At 62.8% G+C, this 18,017-nt stretch carries 15 protein-coding genes; 9 read left to right on the top strand and 6 right to left on the bottom strand.

Annotation, left to right across the window (positions count from 1 at the left end):
• The first annotated feature begins 48 nt into the window (after positions 1-48).
• On the top strand, positions 49-3,276 hold the full coding sequence (locus KI811_RS07155) for a UvrD-helicase domain-containing protein (protein WP_214185785.1): 3,228 nt from the start codon (positions 49-51) through the stop codon (positions 3,274-3,276).
• An 11-nt stretch (positions 3,277-3,287) separates the two neighbouring features.
• Here the strand turns inward: KI811_RS07155 and KI811_RS07160 are convergent, their stop codons facing one another.
• The 5 genes from KI811_RS07160 to KI811_RS07180 form a co-directional block, all read right to left on the bottom strand.
• A complete protein-coding gene (locus tag KI811_RS07160; protein ID WP_214185786.1) occupies positions 3,288-3,953 on the bottom strand; it encodes a nitrite/sulfite reductase domain-containing protein in 666 nt (221 codons plus the stop codon).
• A 93-nt stretch (positions 3,954-4,046) separates the two neighbouring features.
• Positions 4,047-5,297, bottom strand: coding sequence for a spinster family MFS transporter (locus KI811_RS07165; RefSeq protein WP_214185787.1), 1,251 nt, complete (start codon positions 5,295-5,297; stop codon positions 4,047-4,049).
• A gap of 10 nt (positions 5,298-5,307) precedes the next feature.
• Positions 5,308-6,009 carry a response regulator gene (locus tag KI811_RS07170; RefSeq protein WP_214185788.1) on the bottom strand — a complete coding sequence of 234 codons (702 nt, stop codon included), beginning with the start codon at positions 6,007-6,009 and terminating at the stop codon, positions 5,308-5,310.
• 16 nt (positions 6,010-6,025) lie between these two features.
• Positions 6,026-8,023 carry an excinuclease ABC subunit UvrB gene (gene uvrB, locus KI811_RS07175; protein WP_214185789.1) on the bottom strand — a complete coding sequence of 666 codons (1,998 nt, stop codon included), beginning with the start codon at positions 8,021-8,023 and terminating at the stop codon, positions 6,026-6,028.
• 103 nt (positions 8,024-8,126) lie between these two features.
• Positions 8,127-8,576, bottom strand: a complete 450-nt coding sequence (locus KI811_RS07180; RefSeq protein WP_214185790.1) for a response regulator — start codon at positions 8,574-8,576, stop codon at positions 8,127-8,129.
• Positions 8,577-8,835: 259 nt separating this feature from the next.
• Here KI811_RS07180 and KI811_RS07185 point away from each other — a divergent pair, with 259 nt between their 5' ends.
• Positions 8,836-9,021: a twin-arginine translocase TatA/TatE family subunit gene (locus KI811_RS07185; protein ID WP_214185791.1), complete on the top strand. Its 186-nt coding sequence runs from the start codon at positions 8,836-8,838 to the stop codon at positions 9,019-9,021.
• 88 nt (positions 9,022-9,109) lie between these two features.
• Here the strand turns inward: KI811_RS07185 and KI811_RS07190 are convergent, their stop codons facing one another.
• Entirely contained in the window at positions 9,110-11,041 is a 1,932-nt protein-coding gene (locus KI811_RS07190) for a tetratricopeptide repeat protein (RefSeq protein WP_214185792.1), read from the bottom strand.
• 476 nt (positions 11,042-11,517) lie between these two features.
• Between KI811_RS07190 and KI811_RS07195 the strand changes: the two genes are divergently transcribed.
• The 7 genes from KI811_RS07195 (at position 11,518) to KI811_RS07225 (ending at position 18,014) form a co-directional block, all read left to right on the top strand.
• Positions 11,518-11,970, top strand: coding sequence for an Hsp20/alpha crystallin family protein (locus tag KI811_RS07195; protein WP_214185793.1), 453 nt, complete (start codon positions 11,518-11,520; stop codon positions 11,968-11,970).
• On the top strand, positions 11,970-14,441 hold the full coding sequence (gene lon / locus KI811_RS07200; protein WP_214185794.1) for an endopeptidase La: 2,472 nt from the start codon (positions 11,970-11,972) through the stop codon (positions 14,439-14,441). The genes KI811_RS07195 and lon overlap by 1 nt, the downstream gene beginning before the upstream one ends.
• Positions 14,438-15,427: a thiamine-phosphate kinase gene (gene thiL, locus KI811_RS07205; RefSeq protein ID WP_214185795.1), complete on the top strand. Its 990-nt coding sequence runs from the start codon at positions 14,438-14,440 to the stop codon at positions 15,425-15,427. The genes lon and thiL overlap by 4 nt, the downstream gene beginning before the upstream one ends.
• A gap of 86 nt (positions 15,428-15,513) precedes the next feature.
• A complete protein-coding gene (locus KI811_RS07210) occupies positions 15,514-16,389 on the top strand; it encodes a CheR family methyltransferase (protein ID WP_214185796.1) in 876 nt (291 codons plus the stop codon).
• Positions 16,390-16,492: 103 nt separating this feature from the next.
• Complete coding sequence (locus KI811_RS07215) at positions 16,493-16,861, top strand: response regulator (RefSeq protein WP_214185797.1); 369 nt, start codon at positions 16,493-16,495, stop codon at positions 16,859-16,861.
• Positions 16,862-16,914: 53 nt separating this feature from the next.
• A complete protein-coding gene (locus KI811_RS07220; RefSeq protein ID WP_214185798.1) occupies positions 16,915-17,529 on the top strand; it encodes a chemotaxis protein CheC in 615 nt (204 codons plus the stop codon).
• Positions 17,526-18,014 carry a chemotaxis protein CheD gene (locus KI811_RS07225; RefSeq protein WP_214185799.1) on the top strand — a complete coding sequence of 163 codons (489 nt, stop codon included), beginning with the start codon at positions 17,526-17,528 and terminating at the stop codon, positions 18,012-18,014. Before KI811_RS07220 ends, KI811_RS07225 begins: the two co-directional genes overlap by 4 nt.
• Positions 18,015-18,017: the final 3 nt, after the last annotated feature.

The raw sequence follows: 18,017 nt of genomic DNA on the forward strand, positions 1-18,017 counted from the left end.
ACTCGGTGTACCTTTGACAGTCGAACAACGCAGAAGGAGAAGAGATCCATGGAGTACGTTGCCGATCTTCACGTCCATTCTCCCTTTTCGCGGGCCACGAGCCGGGAGTGTGATCCGGCCGGTCTTGCCGCCTGGGCCCGGGTGAAAGGGATTCAGGTTCTGGGGACCGGCGACTTCACCCATCCCGGCTGGTTCCGTCTCCTGCGGGAGACTCTCATGCCGGCGGAGCCCGGGTTCTTCCGTCTGCGGGAGGAAACGGCTCCCTCCCCCCTCCCGGGGCTTTCCCCCTCCTTGACGCCGGTCCGCTTCGTCCTTTCGGCGGAGATCAGCTGCATCTACAAGCGCCACGGTGTGGTCCGCAAGGTTCACAACCTCGTCTACGTCCCGGATTTCGCCTCGGCGGAGCGTCTTGCCGCGCGGCTTGCGGGCATCGGCAACATCGAGTCGGACGGCCGCCCGATCCTCGGCCTCGACTCCCGGGACCTCCTGGAAATCGTCCTTGAGGAGGCACCCGAGGGGTTCCTCGTCCCGGCCCACATCTGGACCCCCTGGTTTTCCCTCTTCGGTTCCCGGTCCGGCTTCGACACGGTGGAGGAGTGCTTCGGCGACCTCTCTCCCCACGTCTTCGCCCTGGAGACGGGCCTCTCCTCCGATCCTGACATGAACCGGATGATCTCGGCCCTGGACCGTTTCACCCTCATCTCCAATTCCGACTGCCACTCCCCCTCCCGCCTCGGCCGGGAGGCGAACCTCTTCGCCACCGGCTTCGATTTCTTCTCGCTCCGCGACGCCCTGAAGGCGAATCGCCGCGACACCTTCCGGGGGACCGTTGAGTTTTTCCCCGAGGAGGGGAAGTACCACCTGGACGGCCACCGGGCCTGCTCGGTCTGCCTTGAGCCGGAGGAGACCCGGCGCCTCGACGGCCGCTGCCCCGCCTGCGGCCGCCCCCTCACCGTGGGGGTCCTCCACCGGGTCATGGCGCTGGCCGACCGGGAGCTCCCCCTGTATCCTCAAGATGCGCCGGAGTTTTTCAGTCTCGTGCCCCTCCCCGAGGTGCTGGGGGAGATCCTTGGCGTCGGCCCGGGCTCCAAGGAGGTGTTGCGCCAGTACGGACGGCTTATGGCCCGCTTCGGCTCGGAGTTTGGACTCCTGCTCCACACGCCTCCGGAGGAGATTCGGGAGGTGGCGCCCCTGGTGGCCGAGGCGGTGACCCGCATCCGGTCAGGGCGGGTCATCCGGCACGGGGGGTACGATGGAGAGTTCGGGACGATCCGGGTCTTCGAGGAGGGGGAGGTGGCGCGGCTCTCGGGCCAGGCCGGCCTCTTTGCCGACGATCCCCCCCGGCGAATCCGTCGAAAAGAACCTCCGCAGCCCCTCGCCCCGGCCGTTCGCAAGGACGTTACGGCAAGCGATTCCCAACCCGGAGGGCCGAACCCGGAGCAGGCCGAGGCAGTCGGCTGTGCCGACCGGCAGGTGCTGGTGGCGGCCGGACCGGGCACCGGCAAGACCTACACCCTCGTGGCGCGCATCGCTGCCCTCCTGGCGCGGCCCGAGACGGTGCCGGAGCAGGTGTGCGCCATCACCTTCACCAACCGGGCCGCCAGGGAGGTGCGGGAGCGGCTCGTGGTCGCGGCCGGCGGAGCAGGGGAGCGGGTCTTTGTGGGGACGTTCCACCGGTTCTGCCTTGACTGGCTCCGGCGGGAGGAGCCGGGGCTCGCCGTGGTGGGGGAGGAGAGCCGGGAGCGGCTCCTGAAGCCCCTCTTTCCCGATCTGGGGCAAAAGGAACGGGGTACCGTGGCCGACGGCATCGCGGATCACCTCCACCGAGCGGGTATCGACGGAGCGCCTGAGCCGCTGCAGCGCTACCTGGAGGAGCTTGCGGGACGCGGGGCCGTGGACCTGGATGCCGTGGTCCCCCTCGTTGTGCGGCGCCTCGGGGAGGACGACTTTTTTCGACAAAGGGTCTGCGGCAGCGTCGAGCACCTCTTCGTGGACGAATTCCAGGACCTGAACGCCCCCCAGTACGCCCTGGTGGAGATCCTGGCCCGGGAGGCGACGGTCTTTGCCATCGGCGATCCGGACCAGGCCATCTACGGCTTCCGGGGGAGCGACCCCGCCTTTTTCTTCCGCTTCGCCGACCATCCCGGCACCCGGCGGCTCTCCCTCTCCCGCAACTACCGTTCGGCTTCGCCAGTGGTGGAGGGGGCTTCGGCGGTCATTGCCCGAAATACCCTGCGGAGCGGCCTTTCCCTCGTGGCCGGTGCGCCGCACCAGGGGATGATCGAGCTTCACCGGGCCCCCACGCCGGCAGCGGAGGCGGAGTTCATCGTGCGGCGCATCGAGGAGTTCATGGGGGGAGTCAGCAACTTCTCCCGGATTTCGGGGCGTGGGGGCGACCAGGGGAGGGGGCGAAGCTTCGGGGAGATGGCGGTTCTCTACCGGCTTTCCCGGCAGGCCGAGGAACTGGCCGGGGCGCTGGAGCGGCGGGGCATCCCCTTTCAGCTCGTTGGTTCGGTCCCCTACTTTCTGGGACCGGCGGTGCGGGCCGTTACCCGGTTCGTTCGGGCAGCCGCCGGAAGTGACGACATCGGAGAGTGGCTGGCCCTTCTGGGGGGGCTGCGGGGAATCGGCGAGGAGACCCTGACCCGGCTGGAGGAGGCGCTTCCCCTGACCGGCGATTTCCTTTCCCTGGCGGCTGCGGTGGGCCTCCCTTCCGTGGCCGCCCGTCAGGTGGCGGAACTGGCCGCCGCCCTGGAGCGGTTCCGGGACGTGGCGTCCCGGGAAGGGATAGCGCCGGCCATCGGGACTGTCTTGCCCTTTCTGGGGGTGGATGCCGGCCATCCCGATGCCTGCCGCCTCGTGGCTCTGGCGGGGAGTTTTGGGTGCAATCTCGCGGTCTTTGCCCGCCATCTGCGGGACTATGCCTCCGAGACCCTCTACGACGAGCGCGCCGAGGGGGTGCCCCTCATGACGCTCCATGCCGCCAAGGGGCTGGAGTTTCCCGTGGTCTTCCTGGCCGGGTGCGAGGAGGGGCTTCTCCCCTGCACCCTCTGGCGCGATGCCGACCTGGAGGAGGAACGGAGGCTCTTCTACGTGGGGATGACGCGGGCCAAGGAGGCGCTCATCCTGACTGCCTCCCGGGAGCGTCCCTGGTGCGGCGCGGGGGAGCGCTCCCTTTCCCGGTTCGTGGAGGAGATTCCGACGTGGCTTGTCAGCCGCGCCGCTCAGGATGCCGTGCGCAAGGGGAAGAAGGGCGAGCAGCTGGAGCTGTTCTGAGGGGCCTTCCGTCAGGTGCCGAGAACCGCCTGCCGGAACGCCTCGATCCCCATCTGCTCCACGATCCGCCCCAGCCGCTGCTCGCTGCCGGAGCCTTTGTAGTAGTCGACGATCCGTGCAACAACAGTCAGAACCTCGTCATCGTCAGGAGCGGTATCGGTGAATACCTCCCCGATGCGGGGCCGGGCACCGGCGTTTCCCCCCACGTAGATCCGCCACCCTTTCGGCGTCCCCACCACCCCGATGTCCTTCAGCATCGTTTCGGCGCAGTTGACCATGCATCCCGAAATCCCCATCTTCATCTTGTTGGGAAGCTCCATGGCGTGGTAGATGGTATCGATCTTCAGGCCGAGGGCCACCGAATCCTGCACCCCCCGCTTGCACCAGGTGGTGCCGGGGCAGATCTTGACGCTCCGGACGCAGAGGCCGATGGCCGCACCCGGCTGCTGGTCCAGGTCGCTCCAGATGGCGTCCAGGTCCTCTTCCTTCACCCCCATGAGGGCGATGCGCTGGGCCGACGTGAGTTTCAGCTCCTTGACTCCGTAGCGGTCGGCCACGTCGCAGATCTTGCGGAGGGTGGCGGTATCGGTGATGCCGCCGGGGATATGGGGGGCGATGGCGTAGGTTTCCCGGTCCCGCTGGACGATCGCCCCCTTTTCGAGAATGTCTTTTTTCATGAATGTCTCCCGCGGATAGAAAAATCAGACCTTCGAGACTCTTGCATTAGCATAGTTCAGGAGGGAACGAAAGAGGATTGGCGGTGCCAGGGGCTACTCGGCCTTTGCCATGTCCCCTTCGATGCTGCGGCAGCAGAGGAAGGCGAAGAGGGCCGCAACGAGGATGGCGACAGGGGTGGAGAGGAGGGCAGTGCGGAGCCCCCAGATGTCCGAGAGCCGGCCGAGGATGGTGGGTGAGATTGCGTCCCCCAGGGCGTGGATGAAGAAGATGTTCACGGCGAAGGCCATGGCGCGGACGGCCGGGCGGGTGACGTTGACGATGACGGTGTTGAGGGGGCCGGTGTTGAGGAAGAGGAAGAATTCGGCCAGGAACATCCCCCCCAGGCAGTGGTTGAGGGAAGGGGTGAGGATGGCGTAGGCCGCCGCCGGCGTCCCCAGGAGGAACCCCCAGCCCGAGACCAGGAGATACCCCTTGGGGGTGCGGCGCTGGAGGCGGTCGCCAAGCCACCCGCCGGTCAGTGTACCGCAGATGCCGGTAACCACGGTGAGCCCCCCGAACAGGGTGTTGCCGGTGGCCACGCTGAGGCCGTGCTCCCGGTAGAGGAAGGTGGGTATCCACTGGGCAAGCCCCCCCAGGGCGAAGGTCATGGCCGCCATGGCCAGGGTGTTGGCGATGAAAGAGCGGTTCCGAAACAGGGCGCGGTAGCCGCCGTGGTCCGGGGCATCGTTCTGCTCCGGTGCGGCGTCGGTGCGGCGGGGCGGTTCCCGCATGAGCCAGACCGGGAGGACGAGGAGAAGCCCCGGCAGACCCACCATCATGAACGCCGCATGCCATCCCCATTGCTGGCCGATGACCCCTCCCAGGAGATAGCCGAGGGCGCTTCCCACGGGAATCGCCAGGTAGAAGTAGGAGAGGATGCGCCCCCGGCGCTCTCGGTCGAAAAATTCGGCAAGGAGACCGGGCGAGACGGTGCCGAAGCTCGCTTCACCGACCCCGACCGTGGTGCGGGCGGTCAACAATGCCGGATAGGTGGGGGCAAGGCCCGCGGCGGCGGTGGCCACGCTCCAGATCCCGAGGCCCGCCGCGGCGAGCCTGGTCCGGCTCCAGCGGTCGCCGAGCCACCCGAAGAGGGGAGCCGATACCATGTAGGTGACCATGAAGCCGCTTCCCAGAAGCCCCAGGGCCGTGTCGGAGAGGCTGAAATCATGCTGGATGAGGGGAAAGACGGCATAGAGGACCTGGCGGTCGATGTAGTTGAGAAGGTTGACCCCCAGAAGAAGGGCCAGGACGTAACGTGCGTAGGGAGAGCTTTTCAAGGGGGGCGACGGAGCGTTGACGTGCATGGGCTGATTCCTACCGGGGAACGTAAGCGGCTATGTACCGTTTCACCTGGTCGGCGGCCTCGGCGGCGATACCGACGAATTCGACCCCGAACCCTTCGGGCATTGTCGGTTTGATACGGCGGTGCCCCTGGTTCACCCACGCCACCCGGGCGTCGGTCTCGATGAGATCGCTCCCGGGGAGAAAGAATCCGAGCTGAATTCTATCCTCGATTTTCACGTCGCACCGGGACCCCACATACACCCCGCAGAAGCTGATGTCCTCGATGGAGCCGTGGAAGCTGGCATCCCCCCTGCGGAAAACGGCCAGGGAACCACACCGGATCCGCTGGTGGCGACGCTCCACCTCGGGGACGAATCGCCGCCCAGCTTCGAGGAACTCCCGCCGGTCGATGGGCTTCGCGATGATCCCGTCACACCCCGCTGCAAGGCACCGCTCCCGGTCCTTCTCCTTCCCCTCCTGCACCATCATCAGAACGGGAATGGTGCGCAGTTCCCGGTCCCCCTTGAGGATGGTACAGCAGGCGACGCCGTCCATCTCCGGCATCCGGCAGTCGAGGTAGATCAGGTCGGGCCGCTGCTCCCGGGCGATCCTCAGGGCCTCCTCTCCCCCCGGGGCGGAGAGGACGGCGATCGGGGAGCCCTTGAGAAAGTCCCGCTGCACGGAGAGAAAAAAGCGTTCATCGTCGACGAGCAGTACTGATGGTGGTTTCATGACGTTCTCCGGCATTTCAGGGGTGGAACTGAAGGTGCCGCTCCTCCAGGTTCTTGATCCGGTCACGGAGTTCGGCTGCCTTCTCGAATTCCAGGTTCTTGGCAAAGGCGAGCATCTCCTTGCGAAGCCGCTTCACCAGCTTAGGAATCTCATCGGCAGGAACGTACTCTTCTTGAGGCTCGGCCGCAAGGGGAATGGTGTAGTAGTCCCGCTCCTCGATGGATTCGAGTATGGTGCGGAGCCCCTTTTTCACCGTCCGGGGGGTGATGTTGTGCTCGGTGTTGAAAGCCTCCTGGATCGTCCGACGCCGTGCGGTCTCGTCGATGCATGCCTGCATGGAGCCGGTTACCGCGTCGGCGTACATGATAACCCAGCCATTGACGTTGCGGGCGGCCCGGCCACAGGTCTGGATCAGGGACCGGGCCGAACGGAGGAATCCCTCCTTGTCGGCGTCGAGGATCGCCACCAGCGAGACCTCGGGGATGTCGAGCCCCTCCCGCAGGAGGTTGATCCCCACGAGCACGTCGAACTCGCCGAGGCGCAGGTCCCGGATGATCTGCATCCGCTGGATGGTGTCGATGTCCGAGTGGAGATACCGCACCCGCACCCCCAGATCCCGGTAGTAGTCGGTCAGTTCCTCGGCCATCCGCTTGGTGAGGGTGGTGACCAGCACCCGCTCGCCCCGGGCGGTAGTTTCCCTGACTTCGTGGAGGAGGTCGTCCACCTGGCCCGCAGCAGGCCGCACCTCGATGACCGGGTCCAGGAGGCCGGTGGGGCGGATCACCTGTTCCACCACCACGCCGCCGGCCTGCTGCAATTCGTGGTCGGCGGGGGTGGCGGAAACGTAGATCGTCTGGTTGAGCCGGGCGGTAAACTCCTGGAAGGTGAGGGGGCGGTTGTCCAGGGCCGAGGGGAGGCGAAACCCGTAATTCACCAGGGTCTCCTTGCGGCTTCGGTCCCCCCGGTACATCCCTCCCACTTGGGAGACGGTGATGTGGGATTCGTCCACGAAGAGGAGAAAATCCTTGGGAAAATAGTCGATGAGGGTATAGGGAGGCTCCCCCGGCGCCCGGCCGTCAAAGTGGCGGGAGTAGTTTTCGATCCCCTGGCAGAACCCCATCTCTTCCATCATTTCCAGGTCGAACATGGTCCGCTGTTCGATTCGCTGGGCCTCCACGAGCATGTTTTGCTCCCGGAACCACTGGATTCTCTCCCGCAGGGCTACTCTGATCTCTTCGATTGCCCGCTCAAGGGTTTCCCGGGTGGCCACGTAGTGGGACGCAGGATAGACGGCGCATTTGGCGAGCCGTTGGTGCGCCACCCCCCGCAGGGGATCGATCTCGCTGATGGCCTCCACCGTGTCGCCGAAGAATTCGATCCGCAGCGCCTTCTCGTCCTCGTGGGCCGGAAAGATCTCCACGATGTCCCCCCGCACCCGGAAGGTTCCCCGGTGGAAATCAATGTCGTTGCGCTCGTACTGGATCTCCACGAGCTTGCGCAGCAGGGTGTCCCGGCCGTACTCCTCCCCCTCGTGGAAGAAGATGTGCATTGCCTGGTACTCGGCCGGGGAGCCGATGCCGTAGATGCACGACACCGAAGCCACGATGATCACGTCCTGCCGGGTCAGGAGGCTGCGGGTGGCCGCGTGGCGAAGTTTGTCGATCTCGTCGTTGATGGAGGAGTCCTTCTCGATGAAGGTGTCCGTGGTGGGGATGTAGGCTTCGGGCTGGTAGTAGTCGTAGTAGGAGACGAAGTACTCTACGGCGTTGTGGGGGAAGAGCTCCTTGAATTCGCCGTAGAGTTGCGCAGCCAGGGTCTTGTTGGGGGCCAGGACCAGGGCGGGACGGTTGGTGGCGGCGATGACGTTCGCCATGGTGAAGGTCTTCCCCGAGCCGGTGACCCCCAGGAGGACCTGGTGCCGGTCGCCTCGGAGGATTCCCTCACTCAGTTCCTCGATGGCCCTCGGTTGGTCTCCGCGGGGAGAATAGTCACTTACCAGGGTATAACGGTCCATGGGGGGATAGTACCATGGACGGGTTGCGTTTGCATCGGGGAAAAGGACGCACGGGATCCGGAGCTATGGGAATGTTTCGGAAGAGAGTTGCCGCGGCTTGCGACTACCTTGCGGCGTTGGAGAGCTTCGGGGTCAGGTTCATGGTGAGCCAGTAGGTGCCGATGAGGCGGAGCGCCTCACTCAGGTGGTTGAAATCGACCGGCTTGCGGATGTAGCTGTTGGCCCCCAGGGTATGGCATTCAAGGATGTCCTGCTCCTCGTTGGAGGAGGTGAAGACCACCACCGGAAGGAGCTTTGTCCGTTCGTCGCTTCTGATTCTGCGCAGGACTTCGAGCCCGTCCACCTTGGGGAGTTTCAGGTCAAGAAGAACCAGGCAGGGCATGGTCGTGTCGCGTCCGCCGTGGGTGTCGGTGCCGAACAGAAAATCGAGGGCCTCGACCCCATCCCGTGCCACGGTAATTTCGGAGGCGATATTGTGCTTGCGGAGTGCGCGAAGCGTCAGTACTTCGTCGTCGGGGTTGTCTTCTACAAGGAGAATGTGTCTGTTGGTCATGGAAGGCCCTTGCATCTAGCGTTGCCGACAAGTTAGACAATATATACCATAGAGGAAAAGGATAGTAGAAGAGTATAAATAAAATATGCTGCTGTTTTTGAGATGTTCGAGATTAATTCTATCGGCAGTCAATCATAAAAGACAGGAAAAATTGAAGGGAGCGAGGGAGACCGTCGGGTGCCGATGAAGGATGATCTCTTGATTTTTAAGGACCCAGATGTAATACTTTTCGTACCGTTCATGGCAGAAGGAGGTCCATATGTTTGGAATCGGCATGCCCGAGTTGATAGTTATTCTCGTCATTGTCCTGGTGGTCTTCGGCGCCGGGAGGCTCCCCGAGATCGGAGCCGCCCTTGGCAAGAGCATCCGGAACTTCAAGAAGGCATCGGATGGAAAGGATGAAATCGAGATTAAGCCGGAGAAAAAGGACGATCCCTCGAAGTAGGGCAAAGGTTTCCGATGTGCGAAGGGCCGGCAATGCCGGCCCTTCTTGTTATCAATAAGAGGATATTTCTGGGTGAGCGGGCAGGCCCCTAGTGGCTCTTCTTGGCTTTTTTGGCCTTGCCGCCGGATTTGGTGGATGATTTCTTGGAAGTGGCCTTGGCGCCCTTCTTCGATGATTTCTTCTTTGACGCCCGGGATTTTTTTGCCTCTTTCGAAGCTTTTCCTTTGCGCCCTTTCTTGCTGTAGCGGGGTGGCTCGGGAGAGAGTTCTTCTTTGATGTTACTCAGAAGGACGGCTGTTTCTTCCATCCCCGGGTCGGCTTTCTTGGCTGCTTCCAGAGCTCCCTTTGCTTCAGAGATCTTTCCCGTCTTCAGATAGATCCGTCCCAGGGCGTTGAGACTCTTGGCGTGATCCCCCTTCAGTTCCACCGCCTTTTTGTACTGTTGTTCGGCGGCATCGTACTCCTTCTTGAATTCGTAGATGAGCCCAAGCTTGTAATGGCTGGCAGGATCATTGGGGGCAAGTTCCACTCCGTCCTTCAGAAGGGTGATCAATTCGTCGTATTTCTTGGACTTCACATAGAGCGCGGTGAGGATGTTGCGGGCTTCGGCGTCGTCTTTCTTGATGCGTAGGATTTCCTTGTATTGCTTCTCCGCCTCCTCGTTCTGGTTGCCCTTGCGGTAGAGGGCCGCCAGTTCGCGGCGGGCCTCCAGGTTGTCGGGAGCGATTTTGAGGGCTTCCTGGTAGGAGGCCATGGCTTCCTTGGGGGTCTTGGCCCCCAGCAGTGCCCGGGCGAGTTTCAGATGGAGGACCGGGTTGTTGTCCCCTTTCTTGAGAAGCTCACGGTACTGCTCGATGGCCTGGGGGTAGCTGCCGCGAAACGCGTATATGTCTGCCAGGCGCCGGCGTGCGTCGCCGTTGTCGGGAGAACTGTGGATTGCCTGTTTGTACTCGACCACTGCCTCGTCGATGAGACCCTTCCGCTCATAGAGGACGCCGAGGTTGTAGTGGGTATCGCCGGTGCCGAGTTTGAGCCTGATCAGTTCCTTGTAGGAGGTAATGGCCTCGTCATCGAGCCCCGCTGCTGTCTGGGCTTCGGCGAGCTTCATCAGGGCCTCTGGCCAGTCGGGTTTTTCCCTGAGGGCCGCCTTGAACTCTTCCGCGGCCTTCGCATACTCCTTGGTCTGCATGAGCTCGTCTCCCCTCCTGAGTCGCTCGTCGGAGAGAACGCCGCGCTGCTTCCCCGCCAGGAGTGACTGATAGTCGGCTGCCTGACGGTCCCCCTTTTTCTCGTAGGCCTCGGCGAGGAGGCTGCTGATCTCCTTGTTCCCGGGTCTGGCGATCTGGGCCTGTTTCAACTCCTCGATTGCCCGGTCGGTCCGCCCTTCCGCCATGTAGAGGGACGCAAGGCCCACTCGTGCCTCTTCGTGGGAGGGGGAGAGGCTGAGAGCTTTGCGGTACTGCTTTTCGGCGTCGCTTCCCTTGCCCATCTCACGGTAGAGGGCGGCAAGCTCGGTGGGGATTACCGGATCGGCAGGGAGCCCTTTTGCCGCTTCAGCGTAATGGTAGAGGGCGAGGGAGTATATCTTGCGCTGGCCGAAGATCATGGCAAGGCCATGGTGGTAGCGTGGGTCGGGGTCGGAGGAGATGGCTCGGGTCAGTTCCACGACGGCGTCGTCGTGGCTTCCTTGAGCCAGGAGGGCGAGGCCCAGGTTTCCCTGTGCCCGGGGAAAGGCCGGCTCAAGGCGGAGAGCCTCGCGGTAATCCTTGATTGCTTCGTCATGGCGTCCCGCCCGCTCCGCGCGGAGGCCTCGGACGAAATAGCCCGCGGCCCCGTCGGCACAGGATTCGAGGACGACATCCTCGGTTTTCCTCGTCATATCGCCATCGGCCTGCACTGGAATGGTGGCTGCCAGGCGCCTTGCGTCGTCGCAGCGGCTGTCGGCCCCCGCGGTAAGGGGGATCGCGAGTGCAAGCTGAAAGAGGAGGGTCGGGACCAAGATCGTTCTGCTGTGTATCACGAAGTGTCCTCCTGAAATCGTTTCGAGTGTGTTTCGATGCCTGTCGTTTCGTCTGCATGACAGGTCTTTGTTGTGCGTGGGGTGCCCGGCGGCAGTCTCCTCGCAGTGGTTCCCTTGCTGATGGGACGTTCTGGTGTGGCGGCGGCGCTTAAGGGCCGGTTGGGCGGAGCAGGCGGCCGCCAGTGCGGCACGGTTTCCGGATGAAGGGAGTGGGAGTCGGTATAGGACAATGTCCGGCCGGCATATGCAATTCGGGGGATTATACACAGTGGGGTGGTAAAATTCAACGGATTAACCTCTTTCGGGGCCTCCCGGGGGGCAAGGGCGCGGTATTCCCGCCGGTTTTCGCCAGCGCGGATTGCCTTGACTTCGGACGCAAAGATGATTAGATGATTAAACTGATACACTGGACCTGAATTCAATTTCAGAGGGCGCGGATTTCTCCGTCCAGGTCTTTCCGCACACATGAGGGTGCTATGGCCGTTATTCCCAAGGAGCCGCTCGACTGGCTCTCTCTCCTGCATCTGCAGATTGACGAGGTCTTCGACTACATCGCCCGCACCGGCGGGGGGGAGCGTTGGGGCGAATGCGAGTATCTTCCGGCCATTGACATCTTCGAGACTCCGGACGAATTCACGGCAGAGTTTGAACTCCCCGGCTGCGACCAGGGCGACCTGTCACTCAAGCTATGCTGTAATACGCTGATTCTGGAAGGGGTCAAGCGTGACGATACCCGTGACGGGGTGAGCTACCGTTGTCTGGAGCGGAGGTTCGGGCGCTTCTGTCGCGCCGTCGAGGTCCCGCTCACGGTGGATATCGCCGCCGTCAGGGCCTCTTTTCGGCAGGGGGTCCTCACGGTCACTTTTCCCCGTCTCGCGGATCGGGGTAAGATCATCCGCGAGATACCGATAGAACAAGGAGACGAGTAATGGAAGAAATTGAAGATAAAGAACCCCGGCAGGAGAACGAGGAACTGAAAATCCCCGATGTTTTGCCCCTGTTGCCGGTGCGGGATGTGGTTGTCTACCCGTACATGATCCTTCCTCTTTTCGTGGGACGCGAGATCTCCATCAACGCGGTGGACCAGGCTCTCTCCAGGGACCGGCTCATCTTTCTCGCCACCCAGAAGGAGATGGGAGACGAGGAACCGACCCCCGAGGGGATGTACACCGTCGGAACCGTGGCAATGATCATGCGGATGCTGAAGCTTCCCGACGGGCGGGTGAAGGTTCTCGTCCAGGGGCTCGCCAAGGGGCGGATCACCGAGTTCGTGGAGTCGAAGCCCGCCTACACGGTCCGGATCGAGCGGATCGTGGAGCCCTCGGGCCCCGAGGAGTCCCTGGAAACCGAGGCTCTCATGAGGGCTGTCAAGGAGCAGTTGACCCAGATTGTCTCCCTCGGCAAGGCCGTCTCTCCCGAGGTCCTCGTGATCGTGGAGAACATGCAGGAGCCGGGAAGCCTGGCCGACCTCATCGCCAGCAATATCGGCCTCAAGGTCGATGACGCCCAGGCCCTCCTGGAGATCATCGATCCGATCCAGCGGCTCCAGAAGGTCAATGAGCATCTCAACAAGGAGCACGAGCTCCTCGACATGCAGGTGAAGATCCAGTCGGCCGCCAAGGAGGAGATGGGGAAGAGTCAGCGGGAGTACTTCCTCCGGGAGCAGCTGCGGGCCATCCAGCAGGAGCTGGGGGAGACCGATCCCCGCTCCGAGGAACTGAACGAGCTCCGCAAGGCCATCGAGCAGGCCAAGATGCCTCCGGTCGTGGAGAAGGAGGCCTTCAAGCAGTTGGGGCGCCTGGAGCAGATGCACCCCGACGCCGCCGAGGCGGGGATGCTCCGCACGTTCCTGGACTGGATGGTGGAGCTTCCCTGGGGCAAGGCGACCAAGGACGTTCTTGATATCAAGCGGGCCCGTCAGATCCTTGACGAGGACCACTTTTACCTGGAGAAGATCAAGGAGCGGATCCTGGAGTTTCTGGCCGTGCGCAAGCTCCGCAAGAAGATGAAGGGGCCGATCCTCTGCTTCGTTGGTCCTCCCGGCGTGGGCAAGACCTCCCTCGGCAAGTCCATTGCCCGGGCCATGGGACGGAAGTTTGTCCGCATCTCCCTGGGAGGGGTGCGGGACGAGGCCGAGATCCGGGGGCACCGGCGCACTTACGTGGGGGCACTCCCGGGCCGGATTATCCAGGGGCTCAAGCAGGCCGGCTCCAACAACCCCGTCTTTATGCTCGACGAACTGGACAAGCTGGGGGCCGACTTCAGGGGCGACCCCTCCTCGGCCCTGCTGGAGGTGTTGGACCCGGAGCAGAACCACATGTTCTCGGACCACTACATCAACCTCCCCTTCAACCTGTCCAACGTCATGTTCATCGCCACCGCCAACCAGATGGACACGATACCGGGGCCGCTCCGGGACCGGATGGAGGTGATCCAGCTCTCGGGGTATACGGAGGAGGAGAAGCTGGAGATCGCCAAGCGTTACCTTATTCCCCGCCAGATGAAGGAGAACGGCATCTCGGAGAAGGAGATCGCCGTCAGCGACGAGTCGGTGCGAACGATCATCGCCAAGTACACCCGGGAGGCGGGACTGCGGAACCTGGAGCGGGAGATCGGCAGCGTCTGCCGCAAGGTGGCACGCAAGGTGGCCGAGGGGGAGACGCGGCGTTTCCGGATCACCCCGGCAACGGTGGCGAAGTACCTTGGGCCGGCACGGTTCATCCGGGAAGGGGAGATGGAGAAGAACGAGGTGGGGATCGTCACCGGCCTTGCCTGGACCCCCGTGGGGGGCGAAGTCCTCTTCGTGGAGGCGACCATCATGAAGGGGAAGGGGGGGCTCACCCTCACCGGCCATCTGGGAGACGTCATGAAGGAGTCGGTCCAGGCGGCCCTCTCCTACATCCGCTCCAAGGCAAAGGAGTTCCACCTGGCCGAGGATTTCCTTTCCGGGTATGACATCCACGTTCACGTGCCGGCTGGGGCCATCCCCAAGGACGGCCCCTCTGCCGGTGTCACCATGGCCACGGCCCTCGTCTCGGCCCTGACGCGGGTTCCGGTCCGCAAAGACGTGGCCATGACCGGCGAGATCACCCTGCGGGGGAAGGTTCTTCCCATCGGCGGTCTCAAGGAGAAGATGCTCGCCGCCATCCGGGCCGGCATCAAAACCATCGTCATACCCGAGCAGAACGTGAAGGACCTTGAGGAAGTCCCCAAGCATATCCTCAAGAAGGTGACGGTAGTTTCCGCCAAGGTCATTGACGACGTTCTCGCCGTGGCCCTGGAAACCTTCCCGCCACCCCCTCCTGCCAGCGAGGGGAAACCGGCAGCCACGGCGAAGGCGCCGCCGCGGCGGGGAATTGCCGCTCCCCGCAAAGGGGCCATGGCCGGGGCAAAGAGTTGAGACTTCGGGAGATAGGGGAATTCGGCCTTATTGGACGCATATCTTCCCGGGTCGGCGACGGTGCCGGGGTGCGGATCGGCATCGGTGACGACGCTGCCGCCACGGAGCCCGTACCGGGGCGGTGGCTCCTCGTTACCTCCGACATGCTTCTGGAGGGAATCCACTTTGACCTTGCCTTTACCGACCCCTACCGCCTCGGGAGAAAATCCCTGGCGGTGAACCTCTCGGACGTGGCCGCCATGGGGGGGGAGCCCCGCCATTTTCTCCTCTCCCTTGCCGTCCCTGCCGGGGTGACCGTGGAGTTCCTTGACCGATTCATCGAGGGAATGCTTGATCTGGCCCGCGAATACGGCGTTACCCTCATTGGCGGCGATACCTGCCGCTCGTCAAATGGCCTCGTGATATCGGTTACCCTCCACGGCGAGCAGGTTCCGGAGCTGGTTGTCCGCCGTGGCGGTGCCCGTCCCGGCGACCATGTTTTCGTAACGGGCACCGTTGGCGATTCGGCCCTGGGGCTCGAACTCCTGAGACGGGGCGAGCGCCGAGGATGGGTCGTGGACCGCCACTTGGACCCTGCCCCCCGGGTCCGGGCCGGTCTGGCCCTGGCTGGGGCGAGGCTTCCCAGCGCAATGATCGACGTGAGCGACGGCCTTGCCGCCGATCTGGGACACATCCTCGATCTTTCCGGCGTTGGTGCCCGCCTCACGCTCGACCGTCTTCCCCTCTCTCCCTCTTTTCGCGAACTCGCTCCCCAGATGACCCCGAATCCCTCCCTTCTCGCCCTGACCGGCGGCGAGGACTACGAACTCCTGTTTACGGTTTCGGCCGATCGGAGCGAGGAAGTGGCTTCTCTCCTGGCGGAAACCGGTTGTCCCGCCACCCTCATCGGTGAAATAACCGACGGCAGAGGCCTTGCGGTGGTGGGACCCGATGGCCGCGAGATACCCGTTACCTGCGGTGGCTACAATCATTTTGCCGTAGGGTGACGCCCGGGGGGGAACCCTTTCGCTTCCCGGAACGGTTCTTGCTGCCAACAACCGACATCTCCCGTGACAAAGCAGGGCATGAGGCCATGATTTTACCGACATGGATGGCAACCGAGAGTGACGAAACCTCCCTTGATTTCCCCGATCACGCACTGGAGCGGGTCCGGGACATCCTGAAGGTTCGTCGAAACTTTGACATCAGCAGCTATAAGGACAAGTATCTGAAGCGGCGGATCGCCATTCGGGTAAGGGCGACCCGCTCCGTGACGGCAGACGCCTATTGCGATCTCGTAGCACGAAATGAAAGGGAGCTGGAACTTCTCCTCAAGGGGCTCACCATCCACGTGAGCCAGTTTTTCCGCAACAGTTCCACCTTCGAGGCGCTGCGCGGAACGGTCCTCCCGGCGATCTTCGATCGGCTTCGGCGCGAGGGTCGGGACAGTGCTACCTTTTGGAGCGTCGGCTGCGCCAGCGGCGAAGAACCGTACTCACTGGCGATCATCCTGAGAGATTCGTTCCGCGAGTCACTGAAAGAGTTCAAGGTTTCCCTCGTGGCGACCGATATAGATGGAGGGATACTTGATGCGGCCCGCGCCGGGATATATTCCCCGGAGCGTCTCGCCGAGGTTCCCTCCGAAGTGAGGGATCGCCATTTCAGCCCCAGGGGAGAGCGGTTCGTGCTGAATCCGACCATCAGGGAGATGGTGGACTTTCGTCGCGGCGATCTGTTCGACCCTGAATCATCCGTCGAGAGCGAGCTGATTCTCTGCCGCAATGTCCTCATCTACTTTGAACGGAGTGAGCAGGCGCGGATTCTGCGAGGGTTCGTTTCTTCTCTCCGTACAGGGGGGGTGTTGGTGCTCGGCAAGGCAGAGACCCTCGTCGCAGAGGTGCGGCAGCGGTTCACCACCCTCTGTCCCATGGAGCGGATTTATCAGAAGAACCGTTTTTCAGTCTACTGAGGCCCACTGCCGAGCACCTGCCGCCGAATGGCAGCAATGCTTGCGCCGAAGGTACCGGCTGAATTTCATAAAGAGATCCAGAAAGCCTAAACATGGAGGATTCATGGCTAAGAAGAGAGTGATGATCGTTGACGATGCCCTGTTCATGCGGAATATGCTGCGGGGCATTCTGGAGGCAGACGGTTTCGAGGTGGTGGCCGAGGCGGCGGACGGAGCCGAGGCGGTGGTGACCTATCGCGACGTCCGGCCCGACATCGTGACCCTTGACATTATTATGCCGGTCAAGAACGGCATCGAGGCGCTACGCGAGATCATGGCCATCGACCCTCACGCCCGGGTCGTCATCTGCAGCGCCGTGGGGCAGGAGTCCCTTGTCCAGAAGGCCCAGAGCTTTGGTGCGCGGGATTTTATCCTGAAGCCCTTCAACCCCGACCGGGTCAAGGAGGTCATCAGGAAGGTCTCCGAAGGGTAAGCGTCGGTCCGTGGTTTTCACCAAGCCGGTAATGGAATAGGGGGAAAAGCTGCATGAAATTCGATGCATTAACAGAGGAACACCTGGATGCCCTGCGGGAGGTGAGCAATATCGGGGTGGCGCACGCCGCCACAGCCCTTTCTCAACTTATCGGCCGGAGCATCTCGCTTACCGTCCCGAAAGTGCTCCTGACGGAAATTTGCAAGGTGCCCGAGGTCTTCGGCGGCGCCGAAAAGCTCGTCGTGGGTATCTATCTCCAGATGCTCGGCGATGCCCGGGGGAACATCCTCATCGTTCTCCCCCGTGACAGCGCCCTGAAGCTCCTCTCGCGGTTGCTTCCCCGGGACAAGAGCGAAGGAACACTCCTTACCGAACTGGAGATATCGGCCCTCAAGGAGGTGGGAAATATTCTCGCTTCCGCCTATCTGAACGCCCTTGGCGCTCTCATGGGAAAGACTCTGATCCCTTCCGTGCCGGTCCTCTCCTTTGATATGGTCGGTGCCGTCATCGACTACGCCCTCATTGAACTGGGTGAGATCGGTGACCTGGCTCTCATGGTCGAAACCGACTTTTTTGGAGAGGAGGAGAAGATCAACGGCCAGTTTTTCCTCCTTCCCGACCCCGTGTCCCTGAAGATAATCCTCAACGCCATAGGGGTGAAACTTTGAGCAAGATTATCAGCGTCGGCATATCGGAGCACAAGGTTGCATCTGACCCGGTGGTCCTTGTGACCTACGGGCTCGGCTCCTGCGTCGGCATCGCCCTCTATGATCCCGAAGTCCGGATCGGCGGGCTTGCACATACCCTGTTGCCCGCTCCTGTCCGCGAAGTGCAAGGCGCGGAAAGGACAGCCAAATTCACCTGCTGGGCCGTCGACCTCATGGTGGAGGAGCTCCTCAAATGCGGTTGCGCCCCTGAACGACTTGTGGCAAAATTGGCCGGCGGCGCCACCATGTTCGAACCCCAGTACCGCTCGGCCCACGGCGGCATCGGCGAGCGCAATATCGCGGCGGCCAGGGAAGCCCTGGAGCGGAGCGGCATCCCCCTTGTGGCCGAGGATACGGGGGGGGACTACGGGCGGAGTCTGGAGTTCAATACGTCAACCGGGATCATCATGGTCAGGGCGCTGCAGCAGCCCATAAAGCAGCTTTAGCGG

The organism is Geobacter hydrogenophilus (genome assembly GCF_018501225.1).
GTDB lineage: Bacteria > Desulfobacterota > Desulfuromonadia > Geobacterales > Geobacteraceae > Geobacter > Geobacter hydrogenophilus.